Annotated in this window: 1 protein-coding gene (only partly in view); it reads left to right on the forward strand. The window is 70.3% G+C overall.

The genetic code is table 11. From position 1 onward, the window contains the following. Nucleotides 1-20393, forward strand: partial view of a hypothetical protein gene (locus QU603_RS04445; protein ID WP_308493288.1) — the 5' portion only. Its footprint extends 7111 nt past the window's final position; only the first 20393 of its 27504 coding nucleotides appear in the window; it begins with the start codon at nt 1-3; its stop codon lies off the right edge, out of view.

Consider the following 20393-nt stretch of genomic DNA (forward strand, 5'->3'; position numbering starts at 1 on the left):
GTGCGCGGAAAATCGGGGATCGGTGAGTTGCGCCTGCGCAGCCACGGCCGCGGTCTTCGCCTGTGCGCCGTGATCGCGACCTTCTCGGTCATCGCGATGCCCGGAACACTTCCCGGCGCGGTCTTCGCCCAGCCGGTCTCGCACGCGCAGGCACTGCATGCGGTCGGCTCCTCACCCGCGTCATCCGCGTCGGCGTCACTCGATTCAGCCGACATCGCGCGGGTGCTGCCCGCGGCGCTGGCGATGTGGCCGGATTCTTCGAACGATCAGCGGATCCGTGACCTGAGCATTCAGATCGCGCCGCTCTCTGGCGATCTGCTGGCCATCACGCGCGGCGACACGATCACGGTCGACCCCGCCGCCGCCGGGCATGGCTGGTTCGCCGACCCCACGCCCTGGGCGTCTGAGGAATTCCGCGTGCAGGGCGGCATCGCACGTGCGCTCGCGACGGGACCGGCCGCCGGCCGCATGGACGTGCAGACCGTGCTCGCGCACGAGATCGGGCACGTGCTCGGTCGCGCAGATCTGAGCGACGGAGGCGACGCCGTCATGGAGGGCACCCTCGCCACCGGTCGCCGCGTGCTCGGGGTCGGACGCGACGAGGGCGCGCAGCCGGCCGTGCAGCGCGCGCTGGCGGCGGGAACCGGGTTCGCGCTGCGAGCGATGGATGCCGCGGCGGACGCACCGACTGATCAGGTGTCTGCGGCCCCGGCCGATACGACGAGCGTCGATCCGACGACGACGGTCACGACGACCACCGCCGACAGCTCTGATCCCACCTCGGACCCGGCCGCGACGGATGCCACGGTGACGGACCCGGCCGCGACGGATGCCACGGCGACGGACCCGACGGTGACGGACACCACGGTGACCGACACAGCCGCAACCGATCCGACCGCGCCGGATTCGACGGCGACGGATGCAGCCACGACGGGGAGCACATCCACCGACGCCACGGCGACGGACACGACGGTGACGGATGCCACGGTGACGGACCCGACCACGACCGACGCGACCACGACCGACGCGACCACGACGGACGCCACGGTGACCGACCCGACTGCGACGGTTGCGAACGCGGACGGCACACAGGCGTCTCCCGCCATCGCCGCGACGTCGACTGAGACGACGGTCCCGTCGGATTGGGAGTACGCCGCGGACGCTGCCGCCGTCACCCAGGTGCGGGCCGGTGACGGGGTGCTCTCGGTCGGCGACCAGCAGCGCGCGCTGAACACCGTGACCTCGCTGCACATCTTCGGGACGGATGCCGACGACACACTCGACATCGACTCCGGCGCACTCGCGGCCCTCGCCGGGCTCGTCGTGACCTACGACGGCGGTGCCGGCCACGACGCGCTGGTCGGGCCGAAGGCCGATGCGACCTGGACGGTCACCGGCACGGGTGAGGGCACGCTCGCCGCCGCCGGTGGGACCGTGGCATTCCGCGGGCTCGAGCTTCTGACCGGCGGCGTCGGCAACCACGACACATTCGTGCTCGACGCAGCCGGCACCATCGCCGCCGTCGACGGCGGCGCCGGCGGCTACGACACGCTCGTGGTGCGACACGGCACGTTCGCGCACGTCGCATCCACGGTCAGCGGTCCGCAGTCCGGCACCATCGTGCGCGATCAGTTCGTGACCGCATACGCCGGACTCGAGCCCATCAAGATCGAGAGCCCGACGGGCACCTATACGGTCTCTGCCGCCACCACCGGAAACCACACAGTGCGCATCCACAGCAACAACGCCACCGACGCGACAGTGGACTTCACCGACGGCAGCGGCGAGTCCACGTCGATAACGATCACCAGTGCCGCGACCCTCAACGTCCTCGGCGGCGCCGGCGACGACAGCTTCGCAATCGAGGCGCTGCCCTCACTGGTCACTCTGGTGGTCAGCGGCGGCGCCGGCAACGACACCTTCACGGTCGACAAGAGCTGGACCGGCGTGGTCACGATCGACGGCGGCGCCGACGATGACACCATCATGGGACCGGATGTCGACACCGACTGGCTGATCACAGGCCTGAACAGCGGGTCGACCAGCACCATGTCGTTCACGAACGTCGAGAACCTCACCGGCGGCACGGGTGTGGACGTGTTCACGCTCGGCACCGACACCACGGGCACCACCGTCGTCACCGGGCAGCTGAGCGGCACGATCGACGGCGGCGCGACGCCGGTGGGCACGACGTCGCAGGACACGCTGACCGCTGCCGACATCGCAAACGAGTGGACGGTCGATGGTGCCGACAGCGGCAGCATCGGCACGGGGACCACGGTCACCTCCTTTCGCCGCATCGCGAACCTCGTCGGCGGATCGGCCGATGACACGTTCTCGATCCGTGCGGGCGGGTCGGTCAGCGGCACGATCTCGGGCGGCGCCGATGACGCCGACGCCGATATCCCGGCCGTCGACACCCTCACCTACGAACTGTTCGGCTCGCCGGTGACCTTCACCCTCACCAGTGGAGCGTTCGCCCTGAGCGACCTCTTCTCCGCTTCGACCGCGGCCGCCGACCCGGGCGCGGGTCGCGTGGCGATGAACGGCACCGACCCGAACGCGGTCACCGAGCTGTTCCTGAGCACGGCCGACACGACCGGCGCGGATGCCACGGCATCCATCACGCGAGCCGAAGGCACCACCGGCGGCCAGATCCGACTCTCCGGCACGAGCGACCCGTCATCGTGGCTGCTGTTCCGGCTGCTGGGGATGCTGGTCCCCGCCGGCGGCACGTATGCCATCGCGAATGTCGAGCTGATCTCGGCCGGCTCCGGCGCCCCCTTCGTCGCCGGCGACACCGTCGTGGTGTCGTACCTGCCGCCCGCTCCCTTCGCCACCGCGGTCGGCGCGCTCGCCGACATCGACGTGGTGACAGGCAGCGCATCCAGCGATACGATCCGCGGCCCCCCGGCCGATGTGGTGCAGTGGACAGTCGACGGCACGAACGAAGGCACCGTCGCCGGCGTCAGCTTCAGCTCCTTCGAAAACCTTCTCGGCTCGGCAGACAACGCCGATGTCTTCTCCGTCAGCAAAGGCGCGACGGTCTCGGGCATCATCGACGGCGGCTCTGGCGGAACCGACTCCCTGCTTCTGTTCACGAGCGACACCGATGCCGCCGTGTACAACGTGGCCGGCACCGACGTCGCCGGCACGACGCACCTCGCGGGCACAGTCGCCGTCGCCTTCGCGGGCCTCGACCACCTCGACGTCATCAGCGGCAACGACAGCACCCGCTACATCTCGGGCACCGACTTCGCCGACACCATGACGTTCGCCTCCAACGGCGCAACCTCGATGAAGGTCACCCTGGCGCACGTCGCCTGGTACGACCCGGCCGCTGGTGTGATCACCTCGAGCCTCACGTTCGCCAACCCGCTCACCGCACTCGTGATCGAGGGTCGTGCAGGTGCCGACACGATCGTGATCCAGAGCCTGTCGCCGGGCTGGCACAGTGGCGCGAGCCTCTACGTGTACGGCAATCGCCGGCTCAGCGAGACCGTGCCGATCTTCGTGGACGACGACCTGGCCGACACCGTCTCGTTCACCGGCGACATCGACACGAAAGACGGGACACTCGAGGCGTACGCGGCGCACATCTCCGTCGCCCCCGGCATCACGATCAACGCGGGCGAGGGATGGATCACCTTCCGCGCGCGCCAGATCGGCTTGGCCACCGTCGAGAACCTGTCGCCCGTGTACGTCACCGACCGCAACGTGTCGATCACGGTCGGCGCCGGTGCGGTCATCGCAGCGACCGGCATCTACCTGATCGCGCAGGCCGAAGACCGTTCTCTGTCGGAGTACCTGTCGGTGCCCAAAGAGGTCGCGAACTTCGTGATCGACCCGCTCACCGACAAGATCGGCTCTGCCCTGGCGCTGCCGGTCAAGGTGCTCGTGCGCAACTCGACGGCAACGATCACGATCGGCGACGGCGCGCACCTGGTGGGCGCCGACACGGTCGGGATCTACGCGACGGCCTCCGCCGATGCCGGCGGCACGGCGCACGGCAGCCTGTTCAGCGTCGGCTACGCGCAGGCCACAGCCACGGCGACCGTCACGATCGGCACGAACGTGCTCATCACGAGCACCGCCGCGATCGTGATCACCAGCAGTGCCGAGGCCTCGGCATCCCTCAGCGCATCGACGTCGCGGTCGCTGGAGGGCATACGCACGCCGGGCGGCGCGCAGTTCGCCCTCTCCGTGGCCGTCAGCAACGCGGTGGCCACCTCGCACGTGACGGTCGGGCACGGCACGCGGATCGAGGCTGACAAGACCGTCAATATCCAGGCCACCGGCGGCGTCGAGTCCGAAGCCGAAGCCGAAGCCGGCCTGTTCGCCGACGGCACGGCCGGGCTCGCATTCGGCATCCAGCTGTCGGATGCCGACATCAAGACGACCGTGGACGGCACGGTCATCGCGCACATGGTTCCCGGATCGATCGTGAAGATCGAGATCGACCCGCTGAACACGACGCCTGACACCTACGGCTACGTCGACTATGCGAACAACCGCATCTGGGTCGGTGACATCGCTCTGGTCACCGAAGACACGATCACCTACACGAACCGGCGGGGCACCGACATCGGCGGTCTGGTCAACGGCCGCGAGTACTACCTCATCGTGTTCGGCGACGGATGGATCTACCTGGCACCCACCGAGCACGACGCGGTGATCGCAGGCCTCGGCGAAGATCACCTCGCCGGCCACGTCGTCGACCTCGTCAAGGGCAGCGGTGCCCTCGCGACGAAAGACAACACACGACCCTTCGCGGGCTCCGACGTCGACGGCGCGGACGACACCGTGACGCTGTCGTGGACCGGTGGCGTGTTCAACACGTTCGAGCTGGGCCAGGCGGTCGTCTACCACCAGGGCACGCAGGCGATCAGAGGGCTCGAAGACAAGCACACGTACTACATCATCGCCAGCACCGGGCAGAACAACCTGCAGGGTGACACGCGCTTCGCGACCGCTCAGGTCGTGGGACTCGCAGAAACCGAGAATGAAGCGCGCGCGGGTGTGGCCATCGACATCGGCGACGTGTCCGACGCGGCGACCGGATACAGCTTCGCCGCCATGCACGTGCTGGACTCCGGGTTCGCGACCGGCGTGGGAATCGTCGCCGCGCTCGACGCGTCGGATTCGAGCTCGGCCTCGGGCGGGCTGGAGCCCGAGAACGACAACACCAACACGTGGTCGAAGTTCAAGGACGTCATCGGCACGAACGTCGGCGACAAGATCTTCGGGGCGCTCACGAAGTCGTACGCCCAGGAGCAGGCCAAAGCCGGCGTCCCATCGAACAGCGGTCTGGCCGTGGCCGGTTCGCTGGCGTTCACCTTCGCCCACCACGACGTGATCACCGACGTCGTCGGCACCGCCCACATCTTCTCGGGTGAAGACCTCGAGATCCGCGCCACGATCGAGCAGTCGCTCACGCTGAACGCGGAAAGCAGCGTGGAGCCGCAGACCGATGCCACCGGCGCGAGCGGGGCCACCAGCGCCGAGACGATGATCAGCATCGCGGTGTCGGTGGGCGTCGTGGAGAACACCGCCAAGGCCACCGTGCACACGGGGGCGACCCTGGACGGCACCCGGGCGACGCGTGTGATCTCGGATGTCTCCTACCCGTTCCTCACGCGTCTGGACCAGTACCTGCCGCTGTCGTGGGGCGCCTTCATCGACTCGCTGCGCAACGACGGCTACGGCGCGGTCACGAAGTACGTGGACACGACCCTCGGCGTGAAGGGCGCGTTCTTCAACACCTGGACGTCGGCCACCGCCGAGGCCGACGAGGTGGGCGTGGCCGGGTCGGTCACGGTGCTCGTGCTCACCAACGACTCCGAAGCGACCGTGCAGACCGGCGTCGCCATCAACGAAGACGCAGCGTGGCTCACCGGAGATGAGCAGACCGTGTCGGTCGAGGCCACCAATTACGCGCAGTTCATCGACATGGCCGGCATCTTCTCGCTGCCCGACATCGACCTCGACTCCAAGAACACGAAGTTCAAGGACCGCATCTCGCTCTCGCCGGTGGGTGCGAACGGCGAGAAGGGCGGCGCCGGCGGCTCGTTCTACATCTTCGTTCAGCACAACACCACGCACGCCACCGTCGAAGACGGCGCGTACGTCTACAGCGGCGCCGACGGCGGCTTCAACATGAAGGCCGAAGAAGCGCTGCTGCACGTCGTGCTCGTGCAGTCGGGCACCACAGGCGGCAAGTTCGCCGTCGCCGGTGCCGTGGCATACATCGGCCAGACCAGCGACACCATCGCCCGACTCGGTGCCAAGGCCACGGTACGCGGCCGCGACGTGCGCATCTACGCAGGCGACCTGATGACCCAGGTGACCTGGGTCGGCGGCATCACGAAGGGCGAAGGCGTCGGCGTCGGCATCTCGGTCGCCATCAACGATCTCGATCGCACCACCAAGGCCGTCATCGGAGCCGTCGACGCGACCAGCACCGCGACCGGCACCGCCTGGGTGCCCACCGTCGACAGCGGCATCTCGGTCAGCGGAGCCGTCGACCTGCTCGCCAAGATCGACGGCGACCTGTGGGCGTTCAGCGTCGCCGGGTCGGCCTCCGCCCCCGGTGAGACCCCGCCCGCCCCTCCGGCGAACACGCCCAACAAGGCGCTGGCGGTGCTCGGCAACGAGGTGAAGACCCCGCCGACCGGCGTCGCCGTCGCCGGTGCGGCATCCGTCAACATCGTCTCCGACACCGTGCAGGCCTCGATCGCCGATGCGGGACGCATCGACGCGGGCAGCATCACCGTCACCGCGCGGGACGATCTGTTCCAGCTGTCGGTCACCGGCGGCGCGGCATTCACCGTGGGCCAGCGCAGCGGATCGAAATCGCTGGCCGGCGCTTTCAGCTTCAACGACATCGACGCCACCGTCGAGGCGTTCATCGTCACCACCGACGCTGTCACGACCGGTGACCTCACCGTCGTCGCCGAACGCAGCGGCGACCTGGTGACCATCTCTGCGGGTCTGGCCGGAGCCGCAGGCAACGACAGTCTGAGCGTCGCCGGCTCGTTCTCGGCGAACGTGATCGTCGGCGGCACCCGGGCCACGGTGCGGGGCATGACCGGCGCGATCGGCGGCAGCGTGCGCGTGGCGGCATCCGACAGCAGCCGCATCATCGCGATCGGCGGCGGCATCGCCTTCGGCGGCAAAGCCGGCGTGGGCCTGGGCGTCGGCGTGAACCTCCTGGGCACCACGGGCGAGGCGCTCGACGTGCATGCCACGATCGCGGGGTCCCGGCTGACCATCGGCGGTTCCTCACTGAAGGTCACCGCCGACGCCGTCAACCCCGCCACCGGCCAGCGCATCTATGCGCTGGGTGCGGGGATCGGTGCGGCGGTCGGGCCCAAGACCGACATCGGGCTCGGCTTCATGATGTCGATCAACATCATCCACGGGTCGACCATCGCGCAGATCGTCAGCACCTCGATCACCGACCAGCCCGGCGGCAGCGCGTTGAACACCACCGTGCATGCGAAGGACGACTCGGGCATCGTCGCGATCTCGGGCGCCGTGGGCGTCTCGAGCTCGACGGCCATCGGCGCGGCCATCGGCTACAACGAGATCTCGGGCGACATCCACGCGACGCTGGATGACGTCGACCTGGTCGCCGACGGATCGCTCACGATCGAAGCCATCGCAGACCAGGAGATCGGCGGCGTCGCCGTCGGTGTGGCCGTCAGCATCGGCAGCCAGGGCAAGCTCGCCGGGGCGGGCTCTCTGCTGATCGACATCATCGACCAGGATGTCGCCGCGACGATCCTCGACGACGTGGCGGACTCGCCCATCGGCGCCTCGGTCATCAGCGTCGCCGGGCCGGTGAAGCTCAGCGCCACCGACACGTCGCTGATCGTCGCGATCGGCGGAGGCATCTCGGTCGCCGTGCGCGGTGCCGCGGTCGGCGCCGCCATCAGCTACAACCTCATCACGAACTCGCTGCACGCCGGCATCGACTCGGCCAGCGTCGACGCACGCACGGGCAACCTCACCATCGAGGCGATCTCGAAGGCCACTCTGGCTGCGGTCGCCGTGGGCGTGGCCGTCAGCGGCGGCAACGCGGCGATCGGGGGCTCGGTCGCAGTCAACTCGATCGCGAACGGCGTCGACGCGCACATCCGCAACAGCACGAACGTGCACGCCGCCGGCACGGTGACCGTCACGGCGACCGAGTCGGCAACCCTCATCTCAGTGGGCGGCGGCGTCGGCGTGAGCCTGCGCGGCACGGCCATCGGCGGCTCGTTCGCCTACAACTACATCGGCGGCGGGTTCGACGCCGCCAACCCCGACGTCGTGCACCGGGACAGCTCCAGCACCGATCAGATCAGCGCCGTGATCGAGAACGCGGCCGTCACAGCAGGCGCAGACATCGTCGTCACGGCGGGCTACCAGCCCCCGACCGGCCCGCTGCCCACCACCGTGCAGATCGCCGGAGTCGACGCCGACAGTCCCGGCGTCAGCATCGACATCCCCGGCGACCCGAGCACCGAGGCGAACAAGCCGTTCGCCGCGCTGATCGTCAGCGTCGCGATCGGCGGTGCGGTCGCCGACAACATCGCCGTCGGCGCCGCGGTCGCGATCAACGTCGTCGCGCACACCATCACCGCCCACATCAGCGGCAGCCGTCCGGTCAGCGCCGGCGGCAGCATCCTGGTCTCGGCCGCCGACGATCTGACGGCCGTCGCCGTCGCCGGCGGCGCGGCGGTGGGCCAGAACGGTGCCGGCATCGCCGTGCCGCTGCAGATCGACCTGAGCACGGTGACCGCATACATCGGCGCCGGCACCACCGTCGACGCCCAGGGCGCCGGCACGGGCGTGACCGCGCGCACCGGCACCAAGACCGGCAGCACCCCCGACACGCAGAAGGTCATCGGAATCGCGGTGGCGGCCACCTCGTTCGAGACCGTGCGCACGATCGCGATCGGCCTGGCCGGCGGTGCGCGCTTCGGCGTGGCAGGATCGGGCAGCGTCACCGTCATGGACCGCACCGTGAAGGCGTACATCGGCGACGGCGCGAAGATCAACCAGGGCACCACCGGCGAGAGCACCGCACAATCGGTCCTGGTGCGCGCGTCCGACCGCCTCGACCACATCGGCATCGCCGGCTCGGCCGCACTGGGCGGCATCGCCGGCATCGGCGCCGGGGTGGAAGTGGGTGTGATCACCCGCCACACCCAGGCGTGGATCGGCGCGGGCGCGAAGGTGCAGGCGCGCGGCGATATCCGCGTGCTGGCGACCTCGGCGGAAACGGTCGTCTCCGTCGCCGGCGGCATCGCGGCCGGCATCGATGCCGGCATCGCCGGGGCGGTCGACGTCTACGTCATGGATGTCACCACGACCGCCGAGATCCGCGGCACCGACTCCGATGCGGCATCGCCGACGGTCGTCCTGGCCGAAGGCAGCGTGCAGGTCGCCGCCGCCGACGCCCTGACCGTGGACTTTGTGGCCGGTAACGTCGCCGTGGGCGGCGACGCCGGCATCGGGGGAGCGGTCGCGGTACCCGTGATCACGAAGACCGTCACAGCGCGCATCGGCACCCGGGCTGTCGTGGACGCGCGCGGCCTGCGTCCCGGCATCGACATCCCCGCCGGCCTGACCGTCTCGTACGGCGCCTACAGTGACGACCCCTCGCAGGTCGCCCCTCCCGCCATCACGGCATCCGACGTCGGATACGACTCGAGCACGCAGAGCGCCGACCAGAACCCGCTCACCGATCCCCAGCTCACACAGCGGCGGACGGTCGCCCCCGTGCTGCGCACAGGCTTCACCGGTGTCGCCGTGACCGCGCTGAACAGCGATGACATCGGCTTGTACGGCATCGGTGTGAGCGGTTCGGGGACAGCTTCCGTCCAGATCTCCGCCGCCGTGCACGTGCTCAACGCCACGGTGCTGGCCACGATCGACGCGGACGCGAAGGTGAACGCGACCGCCGGCACAGAGGGGTCCACGCAGAGCGTGCTCGTCGCGGCAGACAACGACTACCAGCTGCTGGCCGTCGCCGGCGGTGCGGCGGTGTCGGGCGTGGTCGCAGCGACCCCCGGAGCTTCCGTCGCCGTCGTGACCGACACGGTCACGGCGCGGATCGCCGACGACGCCCAGGTGCAGGCATCCGCCGACATCGCCGTCAGCGCCCACACGACGCATGAGATCCTCGTCATCGCGATCGCCATCGCCGGCAGCGGCGAAGTCGCGATCGCGGGCGCGGCCGGGGTGCTCGTGCTCGATGACACCACCCACGCGTTCGTCGGTGACGGTGCAGTGGTCCGCGCCGGCGGCAACGTCGTGGTGGCGGCCTCCAGCGACTCCGACGTCGACGTGCTCGCGATCGGCGCAGGCATCGGCATCGGCGCGGCGGGCATCGGCGCAGGTGTGGGTGTGACCGTCATCACGAAAGACACGCGCGCCTGGATCGGCGATGCGTCCGTCGATGCCACCGGCGGCAGCGCCGCCTTCGTGGTCGTGAACGACGGAACCCTCGGCGACGACGGCGCATTCGGTGCGACCGACTCCGGCGATGACGTGCACGGAGTGATCGTCAGCGCTGCCTCGAGCGAAGACATCCTGTCGGTCGGCATCGCCGGCGCCGGTGGCCTCGGGGCCGGCATCGCCGGCGCGGTCACGGTCGAAGTGCTCGACGCCGACACGCGCGCCTACATCGCCGGCGGTGCCCTGATCAACACGCTCACCACCGGCGCCGCCCACCAGGACGTGCGCGTGGTAGCCACGGACGACGTGCATGTCCTGGCCATCGCGGGAGCAATCGCCGGGGGCATCGTGGGTCTGGCCGGCGGCGTCGACGTGGGCGTGGTGCACAACGACACGACCGCCTTCATCGCCGGACACGACGTGCGCGCGGTGCGCGACGTCGCCGTCGGCGCGGCTGCCAACCGCAAGATCAGCAGCTACGCGATCAGCGCCGCCGGCGGCGCAGTGGGCCTCGGCGCGGCAGTGAGCGTCTGGTCGCTGGCCGGCAACCTCGTCTCGACGTACACCTACCGCGATCAAGAGGCGGGCAACCAGAGCTCGAACGCGCTGAACGGCAAGGATGACGACGGGAATGCCACCTCGACGATCAGCAGCCTGGACGACCAGCTCGGAAAGATCGGCGCCTCGAACACACTGGGCACGATCGCCTCGCCGCATTCCGACGGCGAGGAGGTCGGTGACACGCAGAACTCGGCAGACATCCGGGATGCCGCGTCGCGGACGAAGAACACCCTCGACGAGAACTCGCCCGAAGGGTCGGTCGCCGCCGGCACGTCGGCCACCGCGGTCAGCACGACCATGGGCAGCCAGACCGTCCCCGCCGGCACGACCGCCTTCATCGGACGAAGCGCCGCAGTCACTGCCGGCGGCGACATCGATGTGACCGCGCGCGAGCACCTCGAGATCACGATGATCGGCGGCGGCCTAGGCGTCGGCGGCGTCGGAGTCGGCGCGGGCGTCGCGATCCTCACCGCAAGCGATGCGGTCACCGCGTTCGTCGGCTACGGCGCGACGCTGCGAGCCGGTGGCACCGTCTCGGTGATCGCCGTGCGGCACGCGGACCTGTCGGTGCTGGGCGTCACCGCCGGGATCGGCCTGGCCGGCGGTGCGGCGGCGAATGTCGTGGTCATCACCGACAGCGCCGCCGTGGCCGCCTACCTCGAAGACGGACCGAGCGCAGGGAAGGGTGTGACGATCCTGGCGGCGGGCGCCGTCGAGATCAGCGCCGAGAGCATCGCGCGCATCCACACTCTGGCCGTCGTCGCCGCCGGCGGCATGCTCGCAGGGCTCGGCGTCGCAGTGCTCGTGCTCACCCTCGAGGGCACCTCCTCGGCCGCCATCGGCATGTACGCGACGGTCGGCACCGACACCGCGACCCGCACCGTGGGCGATGTCACCGTTTCGGCGACAGGCACGGCGTCGATCAGCAATTTTGGTGACTCCGCCGTCACGATCGTGGCGATCGCGGGCGGTACGGTGGCGATCTCGGCCGGCGTTCTGGCGGCCGTGATCGGCGAGGCGGGCGCCGTGCGCACCTCGGCGTCGATCAAGCGCGGTGCGAAGGTGTTCTCGTCGGGCGCCGTCCGGGTGACCGTTGACCAGGAAGGCACCATCACGGTCTCGGGCGGGGCAGGCGGTCTCGGCTTCGTCGCCGCCGGCGGCCTGGGCGTCTCGAGTGCCGTGCACGGCGAAGGCGCGGCGAGCGTCGCCGAAGGCGTGACGGTGCGTGCCGCCTCGGTGACCGTCTCAGCGAAGGACACATCGGCGGTGACGGGAGAGATCACCGTCATCGGGCTCGGTGCGATCGGCGTCTCCGGCGCACGCGTGGACAGCGACATCGACGCATCGGCGTCGGCGGAGGTCGGCTCGACCTCCGGTGCGGTCACCACACTCGACGCCAGTGGCGCGATCTCGCTGCTGGCGACCTCGTCGCAGACTGCCACAGCCGACGCACGCGGCGGCAGCGGTGGTGTGGGCGCGGTCGCGTGGCTCGTCGCCGACGCCACCGTGACCGGGAGCACGACGGCCCGCATCATCGGTCGCACCGCGATTGCGAACGCACTCGGTGTCGACGTGACCGCCGAGGCGCTGTCGGCTCGCACGTATGGGCATGTCGTCGTCGGCTCCGGAGGCGGCGTCTCGATCGGCGGGTCGCAGGCGTTCGCTACGACGGCGCCGCAGGTGACCGCAGGCATCGGCGACGATGTGACGATCGGCTCGGCCCCGAGCGGATCCGCCACGGCGGACCCCATCGACGGCGGCGTCAGCGTGCACGCGTCGGCGGCACCCGAAGCCGACAGCGTCGCCAACGCGTACGGCGGCGGGGCGGTGCAGGTCGGCATCCCCGAAGCCGTCTCGACGATCGTGCCCGAACTCGACGCCCACATCGGGGTCAGCGCATCGAACACCGTGATCTATGCGAAGGGTTCGGTGTCGGTCGCCGCCGACCTCACCGACGAGGCGGGCGAACCCCTCAGCGACAAGATCAGCGGCATCAGCATCGACGAGGACACCCTGACGTTCACTTATCCGGGCATCGGCGAGGGCGCGACCCTGCGATACATCGGCAGCAGAGAGATCAGCGGGCTGCACTCCGGCAGTGAATACACGGTGCTCGACACCGACACGGTGGGCACGATCCGCCTCGGCTCCCTGTTCGATGCCGCCGCGGTCGACCCGCTGCAGGAGACCATCACCTTCGGCTCGCCGCATGGCTTCGAGAGCGGTGACTGCGTCGTCTACGACGTGCGCGGGGGCATCTCGATCCTCGGATCCAGCGCAACCGCCGGCTGCGGGGGCTCGGGCACCTCGACGTTCTTCGTGCGGGTCATCGACGGCACCACGATCAAGCTCACCACCACGCACGACGCGGCCGTCGCATCCAGCGACGCGACCGACGCTGTGACCGTCAGCGACGGCGTGCTCACCAATGGCACCATCGCCGCCGAGCCGTCGGGCACGGCCGTCATCTACCGGGCCCCCGCAGCCGGCACCTTCTCGGCCGGTGCGGTCAACGTCACTCCGGTGCAGATCACCGATCCGCAGGACGACACCAAGAAGATCTGGGCGCCCAAGACCACCACGGCAGACGACGGCACGGTCTCGATCACGCACGACTCCTCGCTGCACAACATCTTCGTGGGCACCGACCTGGCGGCCAAGCTCCACGACGGCGACGCCGTGCTCTACCTGCAGCGCGGCTCGACCGCCATCACGGGGCTGACCAGCGGCCACACCTACTACGTGATCAAGGGCGAGAACGGCATCATCCAGCTCGCCACCGACCTCTGCCAGGCCACCGGGTGCGACGACACCGACATCACCGCGATCGCGATCACGACCAGCGGCGACGAGTCCGCGCTGTTCTCGCTCGAGCGGTCGCTGGCGGGGCTGCGCGACGGCCAGACGTACTACACCATCACGGGAGGGTCGCTCGGCACCGGTCAGTTCCAGCTCGCCACCACCCCGGGAGGCACGGCGATCGCCGTCTCTGATGCGAACCGTCCCGGGCCGCACCTGTTCGGCATCGTCGAGGTCGACCTGAACGTCGGCACGGGCACGCAGGCGCTGTACGCGAACCTCACCGGCACGTTCCCCGACGACGGGGGCGATGTCGAGTACTTCACCGCCGCGGGCGGCACACCCCTCGCCGTCGCGGTTCCCGCGGGTGGCGACGGCGTCTCGGGCGCGACGGTCAACGGCGGTTCGGGCGGCGGCGTGGACGTCAGCGTTCCCACGGCTGCGGTGAACGGCTCCCGCACGGTCGACGGTGTCACCCACAATGCGACGGTCACCGCCACCATGACTGTCGACACCGTGAACGCACAAGCAGACGTGACAGTGACCGCGAACGGCGCTCTCGCCGCCACCGCCTACGCGAACGCCGCCGGCGGAGGCGTCGTCGAGGTCGGCGAGGCGCACGCCGACGTCAACCTCAGGTCGGTGACCGTCGCCGCCACGATCAGCGCCGACTCCCACATCCGTGCGGGGCGGGACGTGACGGTGTCGGCGCACTCCGACCACTCCGTGTCGGCGACCGCGCAGTCCAAGGGCGGCGGTGTCATCTCGGCCAAGATCGCCGAGACCACGGCACGGCTGACCGGGTCGACGACCGCGGCGGTCGGCGCCGGCGCCGACGTGCACGCCGGCCGCGACATCCTGATCTCGGCCGACAGCGCACTGTTCGGCAAGACCGTCGCCGACACGGCGTCGTGGGGAGTGGGCGCCGGTGCCGACTCCGACAACACCAATGACGACCGCGGAGTGCGGCTCACGATGGCCACCACGGTCACGATCGCCGCCGGCGTGCAGCTGATCGGCGCGACGGTCACTCTGCTCGCACAGCTGTCGAAACTGGATGCCTCGGCCCGAGCCATCGCCCTCGGCGTCAATCCCATCCTGCTCGGGGTGGCCACCGCCTACGCGAACGCCGACGTGAACATCGACTCCGACGTCACCGTCACCGTCGGCACCGACAACGGAGCGCAGACGATCGTGCGCGGCGAGCACGGCGTCGACATCCGCGCAATCACCGACGACGTGCACATCACACGTGACGCGGAGCGGCTGGCCGTCGCGCTCATCCCGCCGCAGGCCGCGCACGCAGGCGGCACCGACGACTTCGCGAACACCGTCACGACCGCCGACCCGGCGCTGATCATCGCCGGTGCGCGCGCCGCAGGCGGACCGCTGACCACACCCGCCGGCGCCGACCACGTCGCCCTGTATGTGCAGGCCGAGAACCTCGGCATCCACGTCGACAACGACCCGCCGCGCGACAGCGATCGCTACCGCGACAGCGACGACTCGCACCAGAAGCGCTCGGGCGCGATCGCCTGGTCGGCCGATGTGCTGATCCTGGGCGGGCAGGACGGGGCGCCGCTGCTGGTCGTCGACGCGAACGGCAGGATCGCCGCGGTCAACGCGGTCACCGTCAACGCAGCGGTGGCCCACGTCGGCGACCAGGTCGACCCCGACGGCGACGGCGCCTACACGGTGGGACCGATCACGAACAGCGGTTACGGCAACGTGGTGTTCGCCTCGAACTGCACGGGCTGCGCGATCCGCAACGCCGCCGACACCGATGGCGCGCAGCCGGTGTTCGAATTCCGCGACACCCTCGCCTCGGTCACCATCGTCGACTACTCCGGCAAGGCCGCCACGATCACGGGCATCGACGTCGCCTACCGCGGCCAGGACACCCCGTTGATCGTGCTGCGGTCGGTGCCGGCGGGCGTGACGGTCACCTTCGACCTGCGACACTCGGTGGCACCCAGCATCGTTGACATCGAGAAGCGCGGCGACGCCACGCTCACCATCGCCGGCACCATCGTCAACCCGATCGGGCTGACCCGTGTCGTCAACCTGTTCCGGCAGATCCTGGCCGGCACCGCCGGGCTGATCGTCACGAACCTGCTCGACATCCAGGCCACAGACGCGACCGACGGCTCGATCGGCGCCCCGGGCGCACGGCTGCGGGTCGACCTGGTGCGCTACACGGCGACCCCGCGCGTGGACGCGCCCTCCGCCTCGGGCCCGCGCGACCCGCGCATCGTCGCCCAGGCGGCCGTCGATGTCTTCTTGAGTCTGCGGGGTCTGGAGCGCACGCAGACCGGTGCGGTGGGCATGACGATCCCGATCGACCTCATCCGCGCCGGCGGCGACATCGACCTCGAGGTGCGCACCGCCCAGCGGCAGGACGGCACCTCCACCACCGCGGACGTGCGCGTGCAGGTGCCCAACGAGATCATTCCCGGAACGTGGGTGCAGCCGAAGGTCGTGCACCGTCACTTCCGGCCCGACAGCGGCGTGGCCTCCACCCTCGACGGTGCCGTGTATCCGTCGGCGACCGGGGCGACCGACATCGACAGCGTCTACGTGTTCGCCCAGCGCAACGCCGTGCTGGAGCGCACCGAGATCCCCGTGGGAACCACCGGACTCGCGCAGTACGACACGGCGGTGCGCGACGGCGAGCTCGTGCTGTTCGCCTCGACGGCTCTGCCCGGCGGCACACCGGGCCTCCTGGCCGGTGACCACATCAGCGTCCGCGACACCGAGTCACTGGCCCGCGGGATGGACGCGGTGGATGTCGGCACTCCCACGACGATCTCGCTGCAGGGGTTCATCGACCTGGCCGACGACGGCACGGGGTGGCTGGACGCCGACGTCGACGGCTCGATCGACCTGACCGAGACCAGCGGCGACCTGCGGCTGGGCCTGGTGCGCTCGCGCACCTCGGACGTGACGTTGACCGCGGATGACAGCATCCTGGACGCCGACCCCGCCGACCACCTGGTCGCCGTCGACCCGCGTGACGTGGAGGGCGTGAACATCACGCTCATCGCGACGCACGGGACGATCGGCACCGAGGCCGACTTCCTCGAGATCAACCTGCTCGACACGGTGGGGGTCGCCGCCACACCGGTGCACGGCATCCTGAACGCGACCGCAGCCCTGGGCGTCTACCTGCGGGAGACCGTCGGCGATCTGCGGCTGGGCCTGGTCACCTCGGGCCGTTCCGCGGGCGTGACCGATGTCAGCCTGTCCACGGCCGCCGGTTCGATTCTCGACGGAGCAGGCGACGGGGCAGGGGATGCCGCCGCCGACGTGGTGGCCGATCGCATCGACATGCGCGCCTGGGGCGGCGGCATCGGCTCGCTCGCACACGACGTCGACATCGACTCGGCCGGCACCACCGGATCCGGGCGCCTGTACACCGCCGCCGACGGCAGCGTTTTCATCACCGAGACCGACGGAGACCTCTCGGTGCTCACCGCCCGCTCCGACACCGGCGATGTGCGCCTGACGATCCCCGACCTGAACGGCGTGCGCGGACCTCCGAACACCGGCACGCAGAACCTCATCCTGCTCACCGACGGCGTGAGCCTGGTCACCCAGGACCAGCCCCGCCACACCACCCCCGGAGCGGCCGACACCGTCACCACCACCCGCACCGGCATCTGGGCGCAGCGCGACATCTCCCTCTGGGTCGGCGACGACGTCCTGGCCCCCGTGAACTCCGACATCGTCGCCGGGCGCACGATCTACATCCACGGCGACACCAACCGCGGCCCCGGCGGCGGCACCGCCCTCGACCCCGACCCGCTCGGGGCCCCCGTCGACGAGAACGCCGACACCGCGACTTCCCCGACCACCGCCGCAGGCGACTTCGGCACGACGATGACCTTCGCCGGGCGGCTGGGCGGCGTGTTCGACCTGGGCGGGTCGTCCGACCGCACCGACGGTGCCCTGATCTTCGGTCACATCGACCTCGACCACTTCCTGTTCACCGGCACGCAGCTGGGCACCGCCGTCCACGTCTACGGCAGCCAGAACCTCTCGGCGACCGACCGCACCGCCTGCGCCCCCACCGTGCTGCAGTTGGGCTGCGGTGACGGCGAAGACCAGTTCCTCGTCCGCGACCTGCACACCCCCGACCTGCCGGCGAGCAACACCCTCACCCTCGACGGGCAGCAGGGCACCGACCACTACCGGGTGGAGACGACCGCCGACGCCACCCGCACCTACACCGTCAACCTCCTCGACTCGGGCGCCCCGGCCGACGGCGCCGACGAGGCGACCGTGGTCGGCACGGCCGGCGACGACGTGTTCCTGCTGCGGCGCACCACCTGCATCGCCGGCGAGCAGGCCGACCGGCCCGCCTTCGTCGCCCTGGTGCACGGCACGGTCGATGGCCTGCGCGCCTCGCCCGCGACCGGCACCGGCGTCGAGCGCATCGCGTACGACACGGCGCTGAACGGCCGGCTCGCGGTGCTCGCGGGGGCAGGCGATGACACGTTCGCCGTCGACGACACATCCACCGCCATCACACTGGACGGGGGCGCCGGGGCCGACACCTTCCAGATCGGGCAGCTGTTCGGCACTCCGCGCGACGCGGCGGCAGGCCTTTCGCCGGACGACGTCTTCCCGCGGCTGATGCCGACCACGCGCGGCTACCTCAGCCCCGGCACCGGTGCACCGCTGGTCGCCCTGGGAGGCACCGGCGACGACAGGTTCACGGTGTACGCGAACCAGGCCACCGTGCGGCTGGAGGGGGAGGACGGCAACGACCAGTTCGTGGTCCGCGCCTTCGCCCTGGCCAAGACGAACGCCGATGGCACGATCCGCCTCGACGCCGACGGGGTCGCGATCCCCGACATCGGATCTTCCACCGCGGCCGCCCTCGACATCCGCTCCGGCGGCGGCGACGACGAAGTCCGCTACGTCATGAACGCGCCGGTCTCCATCGATGGCGGCACCGGGTACGACAAGCTCATCGTGCTGGGCACCGAGTTCCCCGACGACATCGTCATCACCGCCGACGGCATCTTCGGCGCCGGTGCCACCGTCACCTATCGCACGGTCGAGTCCGTCGAGATCGACGGACTCGAAGGCTCGGATCAGTTCTTCGTGCAGTCCACGCAGGGCGGCGTCGCCTACCGCGTGATCGGCGGCCTGGGCAGCGACAGCATCAACGTCGCCGGCGACATCTCCACCGACATCGCCGTGCGCGACATCGAGGGCGCCAGCGGTGCCGTCAACCACCTCGTCAGCTCGGCCGACCCCGACTACGACGGCATCATCGCCGGCGGCATCGACCTGCACGTGGCGGGAGTGAACGAAGGACTCGTGGTGATCACCGAATCCGGCGGCACCACGGCGGTCACCGAGGGCGGCGGCGCGGCGGCCTTCGACACGTACACCGTGCGGCTGTCGAAGGCGCCGACGGGAGCCGTCTACGTCACGGTGTCGGCGGCGGGGTCGGATGCTGCGGAGTCGGCCGCCGGCGGTGACACGATCTGGCTCTGCACCGGCACCGCGGCCCAGTGCGCCGACGCTTTCGCCGACTACCGCCGCCACGTCATCGACGACGGCGAGCCGAAGGTCGAGCCGCAGCGCGCGGTCGTGCTCACGTTCGACGCGGACACGTGGAACATCGCCCAGACCGTGCACGTGTACGCCGTCGACGACGCGCTGCCCGAGGGTGACCGCGTCGTCGCGATCGGGCACACAGTGATCGCCCGTGACGCGGACGACCGTGCCGCCGGCTTCGACGGGGCCGTCGTCCGGGATGTCGCTGTGCTCGTGCGCGACAGTGACACACCCGGCGTGAACGTCGTCGAGATCGACCCGGCCACCGATGCCGAAGACGGCACGAACCTCGTGCTCGAAGGCGTCCACGGCTTCACCGACGATGTGCTGGTCTCGCTGGCCTCGCCTCCGTCGGGCGCCGTGAAGATCCGGGCCGACGTGCCCGACGGGCGCCTCGTGATCACCAGCGCCGACGGTCGGTACGACGCCGCGACCCGTACGATCACGTTCGCCGCCGGCGACACCGCCTCGGTGCGCCTGACGATCGGCGTCACCGACGACACCGTCAGGCAGGACCCGGCATGGCTGCGACTGGTGCTCACGCGCGTCTCGGGCCCCGTCGGCTACGTGTTCGACGCACGCACCCTGTACGTCGACGTGCGCGATGACGACTCGCCGGGTGTGATCGTGCAGCAGAGCGGCGGCGAGACCACCGTCATCAGCGGCGGGCAGGGCGACGACTACACGATCCGCCTCACGCACAAGCCCACGGCCGATGTCGTCGTCGCGATCGAGCCCGACGGTCTGGTCGACGCCGTGCTGGGCGGTCGGGTCGCGCTGCGGGCGGTCGGTGCGAGCGGGCGCGGCCTGTACACGGGCACCGTGACCATCGACTCCACCTCCCGGCGCATCACCCGCGCCGACGGCGGCAGCTTCTTGGCGGACGGCTTCGAAGAGGGCCAGCTCATCTCGTTCGACGGCGGCGCGACGGTGTACAAGATCGCCGTCATCCGCGGCACGAACGCCACGAAAGACGACGTGCTCGAGCTGACCGCGACCGGCGCGCTGTCGAGTCT

The sequence above is a fragment of the Microbacterium terrisoli genome, from assembly GCF_030866805.1.
GTDB classification, from domain to species: domain Bacteria; phylum Actinomycetota; class Actinomycetes; order Actinomycetales; family Microbacteriaceae; genus Microbacterium; species Microbacterium terrisoli.